General features: G+C 72.7%; 21 protein-coding genes. 11 read left to right on the forward strand and 10 right to left on the reverse strand.

The window, feature by feature from the left end; translation table 11 throughout:
• The first annotated feature begins 107 nt into the window (after positions 1–107).
• The 5 genes from BMZ92_RS00900 to BMZ92_RS00915 all read left to right on the forward strand — a co-directional run bounded on the left by BMZ92_RS00900 (position 108) and on the right by BMZ92_RS00915 (position 3,648).
• Entirely contained in the window at positions 108–1,085 is a 978-nt protein-coding gene (locus BMZ92_RS00900; protein ID WP_091503578.1) for an Acg family FMN-binding oxidoreductase, read from the forward strand.
• 180 nt (positions 1,086–1,265) lie between these two features.
• Positions 1,266–1,712, forward strand: coding sequence for a hypothetical protein (locus BMZ92_RS00905; RefSeq protein WP_091503579.1), 447 nt, complete (start codon positions 1,266–1,268; stop codon positions 1,710–1,712).
• Positions 1,709–2,938, forward strand: a complete 1,230-nt coding sequence (locus BMZ92_RS00910) for an NRAMP family divalent metal transporter (protein WP_091503581.1) — start codon at positions 1,709–1,711, stop codon at positions 2,936–2,938. Before BMZ92_RS00905 ends, BMZ92_RS00910 begins: the two co-directional genes overlap by 4 nt.
• A 9-nt stretch (positions 2,939–2,947) precedes the next feature.
• Complete coding sequence (locus tag BMZ92_RS36700; RefSeq protein WP_143249769.1) at positions 2,948–3,319, forward strand: hypothetical protein; 372 nt, start codon at positions 2,948–2,950, stop codon at positions 3,317–3,319.
• The gene (locus tag BMZ92_RS00915; RefSeq protein ID WP_143249770.1) at positions 3,316–3,648 is read left to right on the forward strand and encodes a PRC-barrel domain-containing protein; all 333 of its coding nucleotides are present in this window, start codon (positions 3,316–3,318) and stop codon (positions 3,646–3,648) included. Before BMZ92_RS36700 ends, BMZ92_RS00915 begins: the two co-directional genes overlap by 4 nt.
• Positions 3,649–3,700: 52 nt before the next feature.
• On the opposite strand, the gene BMZ92_RS00920 is transcribed toward BMZ92_RS00915, so the two are convergent.
• Together BMZ92_RS00920 and BMZ92_RS00925 are read right to left on the reverse strand one after the other, a co-directional pair.
• A complete protein-coding gene (locus tag BMZ92_RS00920) occupies positions 3,701–4,144 on the reverse strand; it encodes an Hsp20/alpha crystallin family protein (protein ID WP_091503585.1) in 444 nt (147 codons plus the stop codon).
• Positions 4,145–4,250: 106 nt separating this feature from the next.
• Positions 4,251–4,610: an STAS domain-containing protein gene (locus BMZ92_RS00925; protein ID WP_245782818.1), complete on the reverse strand. Its 360-nt coding sequence runs from the start codon at positions 4,608–4,610 to the stop codon at positions 4,251–4,253.
• A gap of 130 nt (positions 4,611–4,740) precedes the next feature.
• On the opposite strand from BMZ92_RS00925, the gene BMZ92_RS00930 reads away from it, so the two are divergent.
• From BMZ92_RS00930 to BMZ92_RS00950, 5 genes are read left to right on the forward strand one after another with little or no spacing between them, the layout of a single operon-like run.
• Complete coding sequence (locus tag BMZ92_RS00930; RefSeq protein ID WP_091503588.1) at positions 4,741–5,610, forward strand: STAS domain-containing protein; 870 nt, start codon at positions 4,741–4,743, stop codon at positions 5,608–5,610.
• Positions 5,610–5,972, forward strand: coding sequence for an STAS domain-containing protein (locus BMZ92_RS00935; RefSeq protein WP_091503589.1), 363 nt, complete (start codon positions 5,610–5,612; stop codon positions 5,970–5,972). The genes BMZ92_RS00930 and BMZ92_RS00935 overlap by 1 nt, the downstream gene beginning before the upstream one ends.
• Entirely contained in the window at positions 5,969–6,388 is a 420-nt protein-coding gene (locus BMZ92_RS00940) for an anti-sigma regulatory factor (RefSeq protein WP_091503591.1), read from the forward strand. The genes BMZ92_RS00935 and BMZ92_RS00940 overlap by 4 nt, the downstream gene beginning before the upstream one ends.
• Positions 6,385–7,374, forward strand: a complete 990-nt coding sequence (locus BMZ92_RS00945) for a SpoIIE family protein phosphatase (RefSeq protein WP_091503592.1) — start codon at positions 6,385–6,387, stop codon at positions 7,372–7,374. Before BMZ92_RS00940 ends, BMZ92_RS00945 begins: the two co-directional genes overlap by 4 nt.
• Positions 7,374–8,627 (forward strand): PP2C family protein-serine/threonine phosphatase, encoded by a 1,254-nt coding sequence (locus BMZ92_RS00950; RefSeq protein WP_091503594.1) that lies wholly within the window; start codon positions 7,374–7,376, stop codon positions 8,625–8,627. The genes BMZ92_RS00945 and BMZ92_RS00950 overlap by 1 nt, the downstream gene beginning before the upstream one ends.
• Before the next feature lie 125 nt (positions 8,628–8,752).
• Here the strand turns inward: BMZ92_RS00950 and BMZ92_RS00955 are convergent, their stop codons facing one another.
• From BMZ92_RS00955 to BMZ92_RS00975, 5 genes are all read right to left on the reverse strand, one after another.
• On the reverse strand, positions 8,753–9,187 hold the full coding sequence (locus tag BMZ92_RS00955) for an ATP-binding protein (protein ID WP_091503595.1): 435 nt from the start codon (positions 9,185–9,187) through the stop codon (positions 8,753–8,755).
• 194 nt (positions 9,188–9,381) lie between these two features.
• A complete protein-coding gene (locus tag BMZ92_RS00960; protein ID WP_091503597.1) occupies positions 9,382–9,843 on the reverse strand; it encodes a GNAT family N-acetyltransferase in 462 nt (153 codons plus the stop codon).
• Positions 9,844–9,863: 20 nt separating this feature from the next.
• On the reverse strand, positions 9,864–10,505 hold the full coding sequence (locus BMZ92_RS00965; protein ID WP_091504279.1) for a response regulator: 642 nt from the start codon (positions 10,503–10,505) through the stop codon (positions 9,864–9,866).
• Entirely contained in the window at positions 10,502–12,049 is a 1,548-nt protein-coding gene (locus BMZ92_RS00970; RefSeq protein ID WP_245782819.1) for a sensor histidine kinase, read from the reverse strand. The genes BMZ92_RS00965 and BMZ92_RS00970 overlap by 4 nt, the downstream gene beginning before the upstream one ends.
• A 34-nt stretch (positions 12,050–12,083) precedes the next feature.
• Complete coding sequence (locus tag BMZ92_RS00975; RefSeq protein ID WP_091503598.1) at positions 12,084–12,479, reverse strand: pyridoxamine 5'-phosphate oxidase family protein; 396 nt, start codon at positions 12,477–12,479, stop codon at positions 12,084–12,086.
• A gap of 190 nt (positions 12,480–12,669) precedes the next feature.
• On the opposite strand from BMZ92_RS00975, the gene BMZ92_RS00980 reads away from it, so the two are divergent.
• Positions 12,670–13,311: a hypothetical protein gene (locus BMZ92_RS00980; protein WP_091503600.1), complete on the forward strand. Its 642-nt coding sequence runs from the start codon at positions 12,670–12,672 to the stop codon at positions 13,309–13,311.
• A gap of 7 nt (positions 13,312–13,318) precedes the next feature.
• On the opposite strand, the gene BMZ92_RS00985 is transcribed toward BMZ92_RS00980, so the two are convergent.
• The 3 genes from BMZ92_RS00985 to BMZ92_RS00995 form a co-directional block, all read right to left on the reverse strand.
• On the reverse strand, positions 13,319–13,729 hold the full coding sequence (locus BMZ92_RS00985; protein WP_091503601.1) for a ChaB family protein: 411 nt from the start codon (positions 13,727–13,729) through the stop codon (positions 13,319–13,321).
• Between the two features lie 61 nt (positions 13,730–13,790).
• Positions 13,791–14,060, reverse strand: a complete 270-nt coding sequence (locus BMZ92_RS00990; protein WP_091503603.1) for a DUF5709 domain-containing protein — start codon at positions 14,058–14,060, stop codon at positions 13,791–13,793.
• A 15-nt stretch (positions 14,061–14,075) separates the two neighbouring features.
• Complete coding sequence (locus BMZ92_RS00995) at positions 14,076–14,921, reverse strand: SDR family oxidoreductase (protein WP_091503604.1); 846 nt, start codon at positions 14,919–14,921, stop codon at positions 14,076–14,078.
• Positions 14,922–14,960: the final 39 nt, after the last annotated feature.

Raw genomic sequence — 14,960 nt, forward strand, 5'->3', positions numbered from 1 at the left:
CGGGCGAAGGGCCGAAAGACCCTCCGGGTTCAGGACGCCCGCCTCTGCCGCACGTCGGCGCGCGGAAGAGACGCTGGGCACCGGAAATCACCTCTGGGAGAGCTGCCATGACAGCGACGCACACCAGGGCGGCGAACCTGGTCCTGACCGCACTCGAGTCGGCCGTCCGCGCGCCGTCGCCGCACAACACGCAGCCGTGGCGGTTCGAGCTCGGCGACGACCGGATCGACGTCCACCTCGACCCCGCGCGCGTGCTCACCGTGGTCGACCCGGACGGCCGCGAGGCCCGGCTGTCCTGTGGTGCCGCGATCCTCAACATCCAGCTCGCGCTGCGTGCCGCGGGCCGCGCCAGCGCCGTGCACCTGCTGCCCGACCGTGCCCGGCCCGCGCACCTCGCCACGGTGTGGCTGCAGGGGCAGTGCCCGGTGACCCCCGAGGACCGCGCGTTCGCCAGGGCGATCACGTTCCGCCGCAGCAACCGGCGCCCCTTCGCCGACCGGCCGGTCCCGCGGTGGATCCGGCACTCGCTCGTGCGCGCGGCGAGCCTCGAAGGCGCCTCGCTCGCGCTGCTGGAGCGGCCCGCCGAGCTGGACCGGCTCGCCGGCCTGCTGCGGCACGCCGAGCACCTGCAGAGCGAGGACCCGGCGTTCCAGGAGGAGCTGCGGCGCTGGACGGCCGAGGGCGGGCACCGCGACGACGGGGTGCCGCCGTCGGCCGGCGGGCCGCGCCAGGCGCCGGGCGCGCTGCTGACCCTGCGCTCCTACCCAGGTGCGGAGGACCGGCCGGAACGCCCGTACGAGAGCGAGCCGCTGGTCGCGGTGCTCAGCTCCTTCACCGACACGCCGCTCGCGCAGCTGCGCACGGGCCAGGCGCTGCAGCGGGTGCTGCTGACCGGCACGACGGCGGGGGTCAGCGCGTCGTTCCTGTCGCAGCCGGTCGAGATCGGCGCGACCCGGCGCGAGCTGCGGGAGCTGCTGGGCGGGCAGGCCTGCCCGCAGGCCGTGCTGCGGTTCGGGTACGGCTTCGCCGCCCCGGCCACCCCACGCCGCCGCCCCGAGGCCGTCAGCCGTCCCCGTTCGCAGTAGTCCGGTCACTCCACGCAGTTTCGGCGGGACCCGGACGGGGTAACTCCGGTTCCGGAGGACGCCGATGCTGCAGACCGACGGGCTGGACATCCTGATCGCCTGGGTGGTGTTCGGTGCGCTGCTGGCCGCGCTCGGGTTCGTGCTCCTGCGGCACGGTGCCGGCGGTGAGGACGACCGGAAATGACCAGGGCGGGCCGGGTGCTGACGGCCCTGCTGCTGCTCGCCGCGCTCACGGCGTGCGCGGGACCCACGGTGACCGCCGCCGAGTACCGGGACAAGGTCGCGCAGACCGCCAAGGCGCTGACGGGGCTGCTCGTCACCGCCCGGCACGCCGTCGAACTGGACCTCGGCGGCCGGATGCTGCCCACGGTGACCGACACCGTTGTCACCGACGCCGAGCGCGACGCCGTCTCGGTGCAGACCACGATCGAAAGCAGGCAGCCGCCGGACGCGGAGTCCGACCGCCTGCGGCTGCGGATGGACGGGCCGGTGCGCGCGGCCACGGCCGTGCTCACCGACCTGCGGATCGCGGTCCGCTCCGGCGACTCCGGCGCGCAGCGTGCCGCGCTCGCCCGGCTGGAGCAGCCGCTCGGCGACCTGGAGCAGCTGTCCGAGGTGTCGGCGTGAAGGGCTTGCTCAAGGTCGCGCTGGGCGTGATGACCGCCATCGGCGGGTTCGTCGACATCGGCAACATCGTCACCAGCGGCGTCACCGGCGCGCGGTTCGGGATGACGCTCGCGTGGGCCGTCGTGCTCGGCACGCTGATCATGGTGCTCTACGGCGAGATGGCGGGCCGGGTCGCCGCGGTGGCGCAGCGGGCGGTGTTCGACGTCGTGCGGGAGCGGCTCGGGGTGCGGTTCGCGCTCGTCAACCTCGTGGCGAGCGCGCTGCTCGCCCTGCTCACGCTGGCCGCCGAGATCGGCGGCGTGGCGCTGGTGCTGCAGCTGGTCAGCGGCGTGCACTACCTGATCTGGGTGCCGGTCGTGGGGCTCGCGGTGTGGCTGGCGATCTGGCGCCTGCCCTTCTCGGTGCTGGAGACCGTGTTCGGGCTGCTCGGGCTGTGCCTGCTGGTGTTCGCGGCCGCGCTCGCGCTGCTGCCCGCGGACTGGCACCAGTTCGCCGAAGAGGTGTTCTCCCCGTCCGTGCCCGCCGGGGAGCCGCTGCCGACCTGGCTGTTCTACGGGATCTCGCTGATCGGCGCGTGCGTCGTGCCCTACCAGGTGGTGTTCTTCGCCTCCGGTGGCCGTGAGGAGAAGTGGACCGTGCGGGACATGCGCCGCGCCAGGGTCAACACGCTCGTCGGCTTCCCGCTCGGCGCGGTGCTCAGCCTGGCGATCATGGCGGCGATGGTGCCGGTGCTGCGGCCGGATTCGGTGGACGTGCACCACCTCGGGCAGGTCACGCTGCCCATCGCGCAGGCGCTCGGCGTCGCCGGGCTGCTGCTGACGTTCGTCGGGTTCTTCGCGTGCACGTTCGCGGCCGCCGCCGAGTCCGCGTTGTCGATCGGCTACAGCTTCGGGCAGTACTTCGGCTGGTCGTGGGGCAAGCGGCACCGCCCAGTCGACGCGCCGCGTTTCCACCTGGTGTGCCTGGCTTCGGTGATCGCGGCGACGGCGTTCGTGCTCACCACGATCGACCCGATCACCGTGACGATCGTGTCCGTGGTGCTGGGCGGCGCGGCGATCCCGCTGACGTACCTGCCGCTGCTCGTGGTCGCCAACGACCGCGAGTACCTGGGCCGGTACGTGAACAAGCGCTGGCAGAACGCGCTCGCGATGCTCGCGTTGCTGGTGATGGTGGTCGTGTCGGTCGCGGCGCTGCCGTTGCTGATCGCGACGAAGGCGGGGCAGTGAGGAGGCGGGATGGACGTCGTGACCGCGAACGACCTGCTGTGGGACCGGCAGATCTTCGACCGCGACGGCGTCGAGCTGGGCAAGGTGGACGACCTGGAGCTGTCCGAGGACGACCCGCCGGTGGTGACGGCGCTGCTGTGCGGGCCGACGGCGCTCGGGCCGCGCATCGGGGACCGGATCGGCACGTGGTGGGCGGCGGTGGGACGGCGGCTCCGGCCGCGTGACGACCCCTACCCGGTGCGGATCCCGATGGACCTGGTCTGCCGGTTCGACCGCCGCGAGGTGCGGCTGCGGGTCCGCGCGGACGAGCTGCCCGCCGATCGGTTCCGGCAGTGGACGCGAAGGCACGTCGTCGAGCGGATCCCCGGGAGCAGGCGGTGAAGGGGGCGGAGCTGATCGGCCGCCGGGTGCTGGACCGGGACGGCACGAGCGTCGGCCACGTGCACGACCTCGTGTTCACGCAGCGGGGCCAGGACGCGCCGCGGTTCGAGCTGGTGGGGCTGGAGTGCGGCAAGGCCGGTCTCGGTGACCGGCTGGGCTACCTGCGGGGGTCGATGGCGGGGCCGTGGCCGCTGCCGGCCCTGTTCCGCTGGCTGGGCCGGCATTCGCTGTTCGTGGAGTGGGCGCAGGTGCGGGCACTGCACGAAGACCGCGTCGAGCTGGCCGTGTCCCGCGAGCAGCTGTGCCCGTTCCGGGAGGTCTCGCCCTGACGCGGAAAAGCCGGGCCCCGGACGTGGTCCAGGGCCCGGCGGGAATCCGGCTTTACTTCGCGGTGATCTCGATGCGGCGGGGCCGCTCCGGGTCGCTCTTGGGCACGCGCACGGTCAGCACGCCGTCCTCGAGCGAAGCCTCGATCGCGTCACCGTCGACGCCACGCGGCAGCAGCACGCGGTAGGAGAACCGGCCCGTGCGCCGCGTCCGGCGGCGGAACACGCCCTCCCGCTCCTGCTCCTTCAGCTCGCCCGTGATCGCGAGCCGGTTGCCGGTCAGGTCGACCGTGATGTCCTCGCGCTTGACCCCGGGCAGCTCGACCTCGAACACGTACTGCGTGTCCGTCTCGCTCACGTCGGCGCTCGGGGACCACGGCCGGGGCGCCTCGTCGAGCCGCCCGGCCAGCGTGTCGAACCAGCGGTTCAGGTCACCGAACTCGCGGAACGGGTCCCACCGGCTCAGGGTTTCGCGGGATCGCATGGCAGGCAGCGCCATGACGCTCACCTCCTGGGAACTTCTCCGGCCCGCCCCTCGGGCCGTCACCCCTTACTACGAAGTTGAGCCGGGTTTTGTTCCCAAAGTTGAGCCGGTTCCGCTCAACTCAGAGCTCCTCGTCGTCCTCGTCCTTGGGCTCGATCGTGAACGCCGAGGACAGCCCGGTGAGGTCGAGGATCCGCCGGGCGTAGCGGTTGACGTTCGCCAGCGTGATCTCGCTGTCCTGCTCCTCGGCGAGCGCCCGCGCGCGCACCAGCGCGCTGATGCAGGCGGAGTCGAAGAACGAGAGGTCCTCGAAGTCGACCACGAGCCGGGCGACGCCCTTGCCGAGCAGGTCCGTGACCGCGCGGTCGAGCTGCTCGACGGCGGTGTGGTCTATCTCTCCGAAGAGCTTGATCCGGCCGACGTCGCCGGAGTGTTCTGCCTTGACGGGTGCGCTGGTGTGGATGACCTCGTCCCTTCCCACGTGTGGTGCCTTTCTCTCCGGCCCGGCCCCCGGTTTGTCGTCGGGCGCCAGGTGTCCTAGCTTTGCCGCCAGGCAAACCCATTCTCGGCGGACCGCCCCCGGTTCGCAGTGCGCGAAGCTATGAGGAGCGATGACGACCACCTCGGGACCGGAAACCCCCACCATTGTCAGTGACTTCCTCGACCGGCGCAGGGAGACGATCGTCGCCGAGTGGTCCGGTGCCCCGTTCTTCCAGACCGTGGGCCTGGACCGCGAGCAGGCCGCGCTGGACGGCGCCGAGGTGCTCGACGGGGTGCGCCGCGCGGTCGCGGCCGGCGAGGTGAACAACCCGGCCGCGGAGGGCTTCGCCGGCATCCGCACGCTGCTGGAGGCGCTGGCCGTCCAGCAGGTGCACGACTCGTCGCTCGTCTCGCAGACCGCCGCCCAGATGTCGAGCCTCAAGGAGCCGTTGCTGCGGCTGTGGGCCGAGGAGGACGTGCCCGGGGAACTCGTCGCGCCCGGTGCGGTGCTGCTGTCCGGCGCCGTCGACACGCTGGGGCTGATCCTGCTCGACGCGGCGCTGAGCGCGGGCCGCGACACCATCGCCAGCCAGCGCGAGCAGCTGGCCGAGCTGTCCACGCCGGTGATCAAGCTGTGGGACGGTGTGCTGGCGATCCCGCTGATCGGCACGCTCGACAGCATGCGCAGCCAGACCGCGACGGAAAGCCTGCTGCAGGCCATCCTCGACCAGCAGGCGAAGGTCGCGATCCTGGACATCACCGGCGTACCGACGGTGGACACGATGGTCGCCCAGCACCTGCTCAAGACCGCGCTGGCGGCGCGGCTGATGGGTGCCGAGTGCGTGATCAGCGGCATCCGCCCGCAGATCGCCAACACCATGGTGCAGCTGGGCATCGACCTGGACGAGGTGGCCACGCGCGCCCGGCTCGCCGACGCCTTCAAGTACGCGCTGTCGCGGCTGGGCCTGACCGTCACCAGCACCGGAACCGGCGTGCTCTGATGCCCGGGGTCCCCATCGTCAAACTGGACGGCGTCCTGCTGGTGTCGATCCAGGACGAGCTGCTGGACTACTCGGTCGACGAGCTGCAGCAGCAGATCACCGAGCAGGTCGTGGCCCAGCAGGCGCGCGGGGTGCTCATCGACATCTCCGTGCTGGACGTGGTCGACTCGTTCCTGGCGCGGACCCTGCACGACATCGCGGCCGCGACGTCGCTGCTGGCGGCGAAGACCGTCGTGGTGGGCATGCGGCCGGCGGTGGCGATCACCCTGGTGGAGCTGGGTCTCGTGCTGTCCGGGCTGGAGACCGCCCTGTCGGTGGAGGAAGCGCTCGAACTGCTGAGTGACGGATCGGCCCGCCGGTGAGCGGAGCACCGGCCACGACCAGCGTGGCGATCACCAGCGAAACCGACATCGTGCACGTCCGCCAGGCCGCTCGCGAGGCCGCGGTGTCCGCCGGTTTCAGCCTGGTGCAGCAGACGAAGCTGGTCACCGCCGCGAGCGAGCTGGCGCGCAACACACTGGTGTACGGGGGCGGGGGCCGGGCCGAGATCGTGGTGGAGGAAAACGCGCTCAGCGGCACCGTGCGGCTCACGTTCGTCGACTCCGGGCCCGGCATCCCCGACATCGACCTCGCACTGACCGACGGCTACACCACCGGTTCCGGGCTGGGCCTGGGGCTGGGCGGGGCGCGCAGGCTCGCGGACCGGTTCAGCATCGACTCCGCACCCGGCAAGGGCACCCGCATCGAGCTGTCCATCACCGCGCGCAGGAAGCCGTGATCCGCACGGACCTCGTCGTCAGCGAGGACGGCCACGTCGGCAGGGCACGCAGGCTGGCGGCGGCGGTGGCCCAGCAGCAGGGGCTGCCGATGGCGCAGGTGCACCGGGTCGCGCTCGCCGCCACCGAGCTGGCGACGAACCTGACCAAGCACGCCGGGCGCGGGGTGTTCAGCGTCGTGCCGGGCCCCGGTCAGCTCGACCTCCTCGCCGTCGACAAGGGCCCGGGCGTCGCGCGGATGGAGACGAGCATGCGCGACGGCTACTCCACGACCGGCACGATGGGTGCCGGGCTGGGCTCGATCCGCCGTGCCGCCGACTTCTTCGACGCCTACTCCCTGCCGGGGCGCGGCACGGCGGTCCTCGCGCGGTGGCGGAACGGTGAGCCGCTGTCCGGGGTGCGCGTGGGGGCGGCCCGGCTGACCGCGGCGGGCGAAACGGCCTGCGGGGACATGTGGACGGCGGTGCCGAGCGGGGCCTCGGTCGCGGTCGCGCTGAGCGACGGCCTCGGGCACGGCGAGGCCGCGGCGAAGGCGAGTGGTGCCGCGATCGAGACCGTCGCGGCACACGCCTCGCTGGGCCCCGCCCGTATCCTGGACGCGATGCAGCAATCTCTGGCACGCACCCGGGGTGCGACCGTGGCGGTCGCTTCCGTGGCGCCCGCCTCGGGACGGCTGCGGTTCGCCGGGATCGGCAACATCGCGACCCGCCGGTATCCCGAACCGGGCGCGCCCGTGCAGCGGCTGCTGTCGCGGCCCGGCATAGTCGGTGTCGCCGGAACGAACCGGGCGGCCGATTCCACCGATTCGTGGTCCCCGCGCAGCTGGCTGGTGTTGCAGACTGACGGGGTGTCCGACCGGTGGAGCGCCGACGACTGGCCGGGACTGCTGCGCCACGACCCGGCGATCGTCGCGGGCTGGATCCTGGGGCAGCACGGCCGCGGCCGGGACGACGCGTGCGTGGTCGCCGTCACCGGGGGAGGTGGCTGATGGCCGACTGCCCCGAGAACCTCGTGCGTGAGCTGCGGGAGATCATCGAACGCCAGCAGCAGGAGCTCCAGATGCACCGCACCGAGCTGGAGCAGACGAACGCGGGGCTGCTCGCGCTGCACGCGGAGGTAGAGCGCCAGCGCCAGCGGTCGGCGTTCCTCGACGAGGTGAGCCGCACCGTGTCGGCGTCGCTGCGTGGCCGTGAGGTCGCCGAGGCGCTGGTGCAGCTGGTCCAGCGGGAGGGCGTCGCCACGTCGGCGGCGGTGTGGATCCTCGACGACGACCGCCGCCTGCACCGCGAACCCGATCCGGGCGAGCCCGACCCCGAGGTTCGCCGCGTGGTCGCGACCCGCCGTCCGGTGACTGACGAGAAGCGCATGCTGGCGCCGTTGTCGGTGGGCCCGAACCTGCTCGGGGTGCTGGAGCTGTGCCGGGACGAGCCCGGGTTCGGCGAGGACGACATCCCGTTCGTCAGCGCCGTCGCGGCCCGGTCGGCGGTGGGCCTGCGCAACGCGGGGGAGTACGAACGCGAGCGGGAGCTGGCCGAGCGGCTGCAGCTGGCCATGCTGCCGACCCTGGACACCCCGCCCGACCTGCGGTTGTGTGCCCGGTACCTGCCCGCCGCGCGTGGCGTCAACGTCGGCGGTGACTGGTTCGACGCGTTCACCCGGCCCGACGGCACGATCGTGCTGACCGTCGGCGACGTCACCGGGCACGGGCTCGAAGCCGCGGTGATCATGGGAAAGCTGCAGAATGTCCTGCGGGCCTACGCCACGGAGGGCCACGGCCCCGCGGAGACGCTGCGGCTGACGCACGGCCTGCTGCGGGGCTGGCACAGTTCGCTGCTGGCCACGGCGGTCGTGATCGACCTGGAACTGTCCACCGGGCGCATCCGCTGGGCGAACGCCGGGCACCTGCCGGTGTTCGTCGCGGGCACCGACGGCCGCGTGCGGGCGCTCGACGAGCCGAACGCGCCGCTGATGGGGGTGCCGTTCACGTTCGGCATCCAGGAGTACGAGGCGGGCCTCAAGCCGGGCGAGACGGTGCTGATGTACACCGACGGCCTGGTGGAGCGGCGGGCGCAGTCGATCGACACCGGGATGGAGCGGCTGGCGGACGTGTTCGCGTCGGCGGCCGGCGACCCGACCGACGAGGCGGGGGACCGGATCCTCGACGAGATGCTGGGCTCCGCCGAGCACGACGACGACGTGTGCCTGCTGCTGTGCCACTGGGCGGAGGACGACGCGGACTGAGGGTCCGCCGGGTAAAAAGGAGCCCGCTCAACCGGCCTGGGGGTCACCGGGAGCGGGCGTTTCTCATATTAACACCCTGATTTCACCGGCGCCGCTCGAACGGCGAAAATAGTCCGGCCGGGGGTTCAGGCCAGCTGGAACTCGGCCCAGACCCACTTGCCGTCACCGCCGCGGCGGTGGCCCCACGCGCTGCTGAGCGCCTGGATCAACGCGAGCCCGCGGCCCCGCACCGAGCGGGGGCCGGGCCGGTGGAGCACCGGGTCGCCGGGGTCGGAGTCGCGCACCTCGAGCAGCAGGCAGTCGCCGGTGAAGCGCATCCGCAGCGCGATGCCGCCGCTGCCGTGCTCGAAGGCGTTGGTCACCAGTTCCGACGCGGCGAGCACGATGTCGCACGCCTTGTCCTCCGGCACGTGCCACGACCGCAGCGCGTCGGCCACGAACGCCCGCGCCTCGCCGGGTGCCCTGGCCACCGGTGGCAGGTGGGTGCCGAGCCGGCGGACCCGCGAAACGCCGGGCTGCGCGTCACGCTCGCCGGTCACTGTGCCTCCCGCACGGTACATGTGCCTCCTCCTCGCCGGGGCAGTCACTCCGGGATACCTCCGTCGCCCGAATCGAATCCGGTTCCCGGCCAGAACCTGCGGCGCGGGGGTGCGGGGTCAGCAACGGCCGTGGGGAGTGGACGGAGGTGGGCCTCGGCTGAGCGCGAGCCGAGCAGCCATCCGGTTCCCGATGGGAACCTGCGGCGCGGGTTGCGTCAGCCCGGGCGGGTCTGCAGCAGCCGTGGCGAGGGAGCGAAGCCGTGGCGGAGGTAGGCGGGCACGGCGCGTTCGCTGGAGTGCACGGTGACCCGCTCCAACCCGAGCGCCCGCGCTTCACCGAGCACGACGTCGAGCAACCGCCCGCCGACGCCGTTGTCGCGTTCCTCCGGCACCACGTACACGCACTGCACGTCCCCGGAACGCCGGTCCAGCGCACGCGGCGTGGGCACGCGGGGCAGCAGCGCCAGCCACGCCATGCCGAGCACCCGGCCCGCCCGCAGCACCACGTAACACCGGTGCGAGGCGGAGTGCTCCCGCGCCCACGCCACGAACCGGGTCACGAACTCCGCCCGGTCCAGCGGCCCCGGATCACCCTGTTCGGCCACCCACCGCCACCGCAGCCCCGCCACCGTGCCCAGTTCGCCGTCCCGCGCGAGGCGGATCTCGAGATCGTCCACCCCGCCATCCTGCCGGGAGATCAGCGCCGCCGGTTGCGCCTCGCGAGGTACACCGCGGCCTCGGTGCGCCGTTCGAAGCCCAGCTTGTGCAGCAGCGAGGACACGTAGTTCTTGACCGTCTTCTCGGCGAGGAACAGCCGCTCGGCGATCTGCCGGTTGGTCAGCCCCGCCGCGATCAGCTCCAGCACGCGCCGCTCCTGCGGGCTCAGCAGCTCGTATTGCGGATCGGCCTCGGCCTCGCCCCGCATCCGCTGCGCCACCGCGGCCTTCAGCTCCGGGTCGAGCAGCGAGCCACCCGCGGCGACGGTGCGGACGGCCTCGACGATGTTGGTCCCCGACACCTGTTTGAGCAGGTACCCCGCCGCGCCAGCCAGAACGGCGCCGAACAGGGCCTCGTCATCGGAGTAGGACGTGAGCATCAGGCACGCCGGCGGCGGGTCGACCAGGGTGCGGATGTCCCGGCACACCGACACGCCCTCGCCGTCGGGCAGGCGCACGTCCAGGATCGCGACGTCCGGCCGCAGCGCCGGGATGCGGGCCATCGCCTCGGCCGCCGTACCCGCTTCGCCGATCACACCGAGATCCGGCTCCGTGTCCAGCAGCGTCCGCAACCCCGCCCGCACCACCTCGTGGTCGTCGAGCAGGAACACCGAGATCGTCATGGCTCCTCCCGCCTGCCCGGCCGCGCCGTCCACACCAGCTTCGTCCCGCCCTCCGGCCGCGGCCCCACCGTCAGCGTGCCGTGCCAGCGGGCGGCGCGCTTCCGGAGGTTCGCCAGGCCCTGGCCGTGCGGCGAGCTGCCCGTGCACCCGACCCCGTCGTCGAGCACCGTGAGCGACAGCTCCCGGTTCCCGCGCTCCACCACCACTTCGACGGCCACGGAGTTCGCCCCGGCGTGGCGGGCCACGTTGGACAGCGCCTCCCGCACGGTCGCCAGCAGGTCGGCGCGCAGCGGCCCGGTGACCGCGGCGTCGAGCGGGCCGTCGAAGCTCACCCGGGGCTCGAAGCCGAGCATCGCCGTGCTGTCCTGCGCCATCCGCAGCAGGTCCGAACGCACCCCGCCGTGCGCCTCCGCGGGCTCCTGCAGGGAGAAGATGCTGTTGCGCACGTCCCGGATCGTGCGGTCGAGGTCCCGGACGAACCCGGTCACGCGCTCGGCGAGCTCGGGCTGCTTCGTCAGCCGGCTGAGCCCCTCCAGCCCGAGCCCGATCGCGAACAACCGCTGGATCACCAGGTCGTGCAGGTCGCGGGCGATGCGGTCGCGTTCCTCGAACACCACGAGCCGCCGCCGGTCCTCCTCGGCCCGCGCGAACTCCACGGCCAGCGCGGCGTGCGCGGCGAAGTCCCGCACCAGGCCGACCTCGGCGTCGGTGAACGGCTCCTCGTCGCGGAAACGCACCACGAGCAGCACCCCGAGCTTCTGCGAGCCCGCCTTCAGCGGCACCGCCACCGCCGAATCGAGGTCGGCGAAGGTGTCCGGTGCCCGGAGCCCGCTGTTGGCCTGCTGGATCGCCGCGTACCCGCCGTAGGAGCTGATCACGACCGGTTCGCCGCGGAGGAACGCGCGCCCGGACGCCGTGCCGTCGTAGGGGACGCGGGCACCGACGAGCCGCTCGTACCCCGGGTACGGCGAGGCGAGCACCTCGAACACCAGCGTGTCCGGCTCGGTTTCGCTGGGCAGCGCCACCGCACCCACCGGCGCGCCGGCCACGACCCGGGCGCGGTCGGCGATCGTGTGCAGGGTCGTGCCGCCGTCCTCACCGGCGAGCAGCGCCGCCGTGACCTGCTGGGACGCCTCGCGCCAGCGTTCACGGCGCAGGGTCTGCTCGTAGAGGACCGCGTTCTCGATCGCGATGCTCCCCGCGGCGGCCAGTGCGACGACCTCGCCGCGGTCCTGCTCGGTGAACCCGCCGTCCCGCCTGGCCAGGTACAGCCTGCCGAACAGGCCGTCACGGGTGCGCAGCGGCACCGAGAGCGTCCCTGGCCCGGACGGCAGGTCCGCGGGGGTGCGGTACTCGCGTGGTTCGCCCGCTTCGACGACCCTGCCCAGGCGCCGCCCGGGCAGCAGCTCGGCCAGCACGCCGTACTCGGCGCCGACGAGCCCGCACGCGGATTCGACGACACGACGCAGCACGTCGGGCAGGCTCAGGTCCGCCGCTATCCCGACCACCGCGTCCAACAACGCCCGCGCGCTGCTTTCGATCACTGGGGCTCCCCTGCCGGAGGCGAGGCCCCGAAGACTACCGCTTCACCCGCCGCCCGGAAACGACTTCGACGGGTACGCGCACGCAGCGCAACTGCCCCGCGGGGGACCCGGAGGCCAGCTCCGGCCACCACGGCACCTCGTGCTCGGACACGGCGACGGCCCGGCCGAGCACCGTGATCCACCAGCCCGCGTCGAGCCGGGGTTCGATGGCGTCCACCTCGAACGCGACCACCCCGTCCTGCGCGGCGCCGAACAGGTCGGTGTGCACCTCGGCGGGGAACCACACGGCGTCCTGCCCGTAGCAGAACCGCACGGGCTGCACGGCCGGGAGCCCGCGGCTGGTGAACACGACCCGCCCGACGTCCGCCGTGGCGAGCAACGCGAGGCACTCGGCCCGGTCGAGGACCTCCAGGCCGGACGGGTCGAACATCGGCGGCGGCCTTTCGGACGGGTGGGGGATTGCGCCCTCACGATCACCCCGCCACCCGGGCGCCGGTAGGGCCATTCGGCCCGGTGCTTTCCGACGTGCTGTCGCGGCGGCAACACGGGACACACACCGGCGGGCGCACCATGGGAGACAGGCTGGGGACCGGGTTCGCGGAGCGCACCGGAGGAGCGCCATGGATTCGCTGCAGGGTTTCGAGCCGCTGCTCATCGTGATGCTGTGGCTGCTGATCTCCGTCTACTCGCGTGTGGCGCTGCAGCGGCGGTGGCGCACGTCCGCGAGTCCCGCGCCCGCGCCGGCTTCGCGGTCGCTGCGGCTGCGCTGGGAGCAGGCGGGGGAGCGGTACCGGCGGCTGGCGGGGGAGTACGCCGGCTACGAGTCGGACCCGCTGGAGGTGCTGCGGCTGCCCGCGCTCGCCGACCCGGCGGTGCCCGCGACGGCCCGGTTCATCGAGGCCTTCAGCGAGGCCATGGCCCTGCGGACCGAGGAGTACCCGCCGGAGCCGATGGCGCGGGAGTTCGTCGACGCCACCGCGCGGGCCGAACAGGCGTGGACCGCCGCGCGGGAGGCGGCGGAGAAACTGCGCGCGTCGCGGTTCACGGCGGAGGAGCGGGGACTGCTCGCGCAGGCGGTGAAACTGCTGGAACTGGCGCACCGCGGCGCGACCCCGGCCGAGCAGGAAGCCGCCTACGCCGCCGCGCGGCAGGTGCTGGCCAGGCTCGAACGCAGTGCGGGCACCCGCCTGGACTGGCGGGTGCCCGCACGGGCGCGGCAGGTGGTCGACCGCGAGGGAAAGCCGCCCCTGCCGCCGTCCTGATACCGCGCTACTTCTTCTTGCGCGCCTTGGCGGTTTCCTTGGTGTTCGCGCGCTGCAGCGCCTTCACCAGCTCCGCCTTGTTCATCGACGACCGGCCCTTGATGTCGAGCTTCTTCGCCAGGTCGTACAGGTGTTCCTTGCTCGCCGAGGCGTCCACGCCGCCGGCGGTCTTCGTCGGCTTGCGGTTGGCGCCGCGGGCGGCCTGCTTGTCGGAGGGGCCCTTCTTGCCGCCCTCCTTCTCCTCCCAGTGGTCGCCGACCTTCTCGAAGGAGTGCTTCAGCGCCGCGAAGGCGGTCTGGTGCGCGCGGCGGCCCTCACCGTAGGTCTCGACCGCGGAGTCGTGGGTCTTCACCCACGTCTCCTGCGCCTTCTTGGGCGAGCGTTTCAAAGTGCTGGGCAGTGCTTCTCGTCCCGGCATGTCGGGAGCACCTCCACTCGTTTCGGTAACTCCCCGTAGGGGTGCCCGGGTGCGGCGGCCGTCAAACGCCGCCGTCCTCCACGTGCATCGCCTGCTCCTCGGCGCCCGTCGCGGGGTGCTGGGTGCCGCCGTCCTCGGCGATCGCGGTCTTCTCCGTGTCCACGAGTTCGTTGCTGCGGTCCGGCGCCGCGAACTGGCCGCCGGAGGCCTCCGAGTCGGGTTCCCTCGCGTAGTCCGGGTCCTCCGCCTGCCAGCTCTCCGGGTCCTCCAGCGTCTGCGGTTCCGGCTCCAGCTCGAGCCGTTCCTGCTGTTCGGACTTCTCCTGTGCCATGGTCGCCTCCTGTGCTCAGCCGGGCATCGTCTCGCCACCGAGGGCGGCGAGCACTTCACCCGTGTAGTAGGAAGAAAGCCGGTTCGCGGCGAGGAACACGTACGACGGCGCCAGCTCGTCCGGATGGGCCATCCGCTTCATCGGGACGTTCTCGCCGAAGGATTCCACGTGGTCCGGCGACATCGTGGCCGGGATCAGCGGTGTCCACACCGGACCCGGCGCGACGCAGTTGATCCGGATGCCGCGCTCGGCCAGCGCCTGCGCCATCGAGTACGTCCACGCGATGATCGCGCCCTTCGTCGCGGAGTAGTCGATCAGCTTCTTGTTGCCGCGCAGGCCGTTCACCGACGCGCTGTTGACGATCGCGCCGCCTTCGCCCAGGTGCGGCAGCGCGGCCCGCGTGACGCGGAAGTAGCTGTGGATGTTCACGTCGAACGTGTGCAGCCACTGCTCCTCGGTCAGCTCCTCCGGCGAGTCCAGCTCCCGCTGCGTGGCGATGTTGTTCACCAGCACGTCGAGCCCGCCGAAGGCCCGCACCGTGTCGCGGACGATCGCGCGGCACCGCTCGCCGTCGGCCAGGTCGCCCGGCAGCAGCAGGCACTGCCGTCCTTCCGCGCGCACGAGTTCCGCGGTGCGCTCGGCGTCCTCGTGCTCCTCCAGGTACGCGATCGCCACGTCGGCGCCCTCCTTGGCGAAGGCGATCGCGACGGCGCGGCCGATGCCCGAGTCACCGCCGGTGACCAGTGCGCGCTTGTCCTTGAGCAGGTCGCGGCCGGTGTAGTCGCTCATCGTGTCCCGCGGCTGGGGATCCATCTCCGCCGTGGTCCCCGGTGGCCGCTGTTGCTGGGGAGGTTTGCTCATGCGGCCGAGATGCCCCAGCCCGGGGAACCCCAAACGCCG

Origin of the sequence: Amycolatopsis sacchari, assembly GCF_900114035.1 — a bacterium.
GTDB classification, from domain to species: Bacteria; Actinomycetota; Actinomycetes; order Mycobacteriales; family Pseudonocardiaceae; genus Amycolatopsis_E; species Amycolatopsis_E sacchari.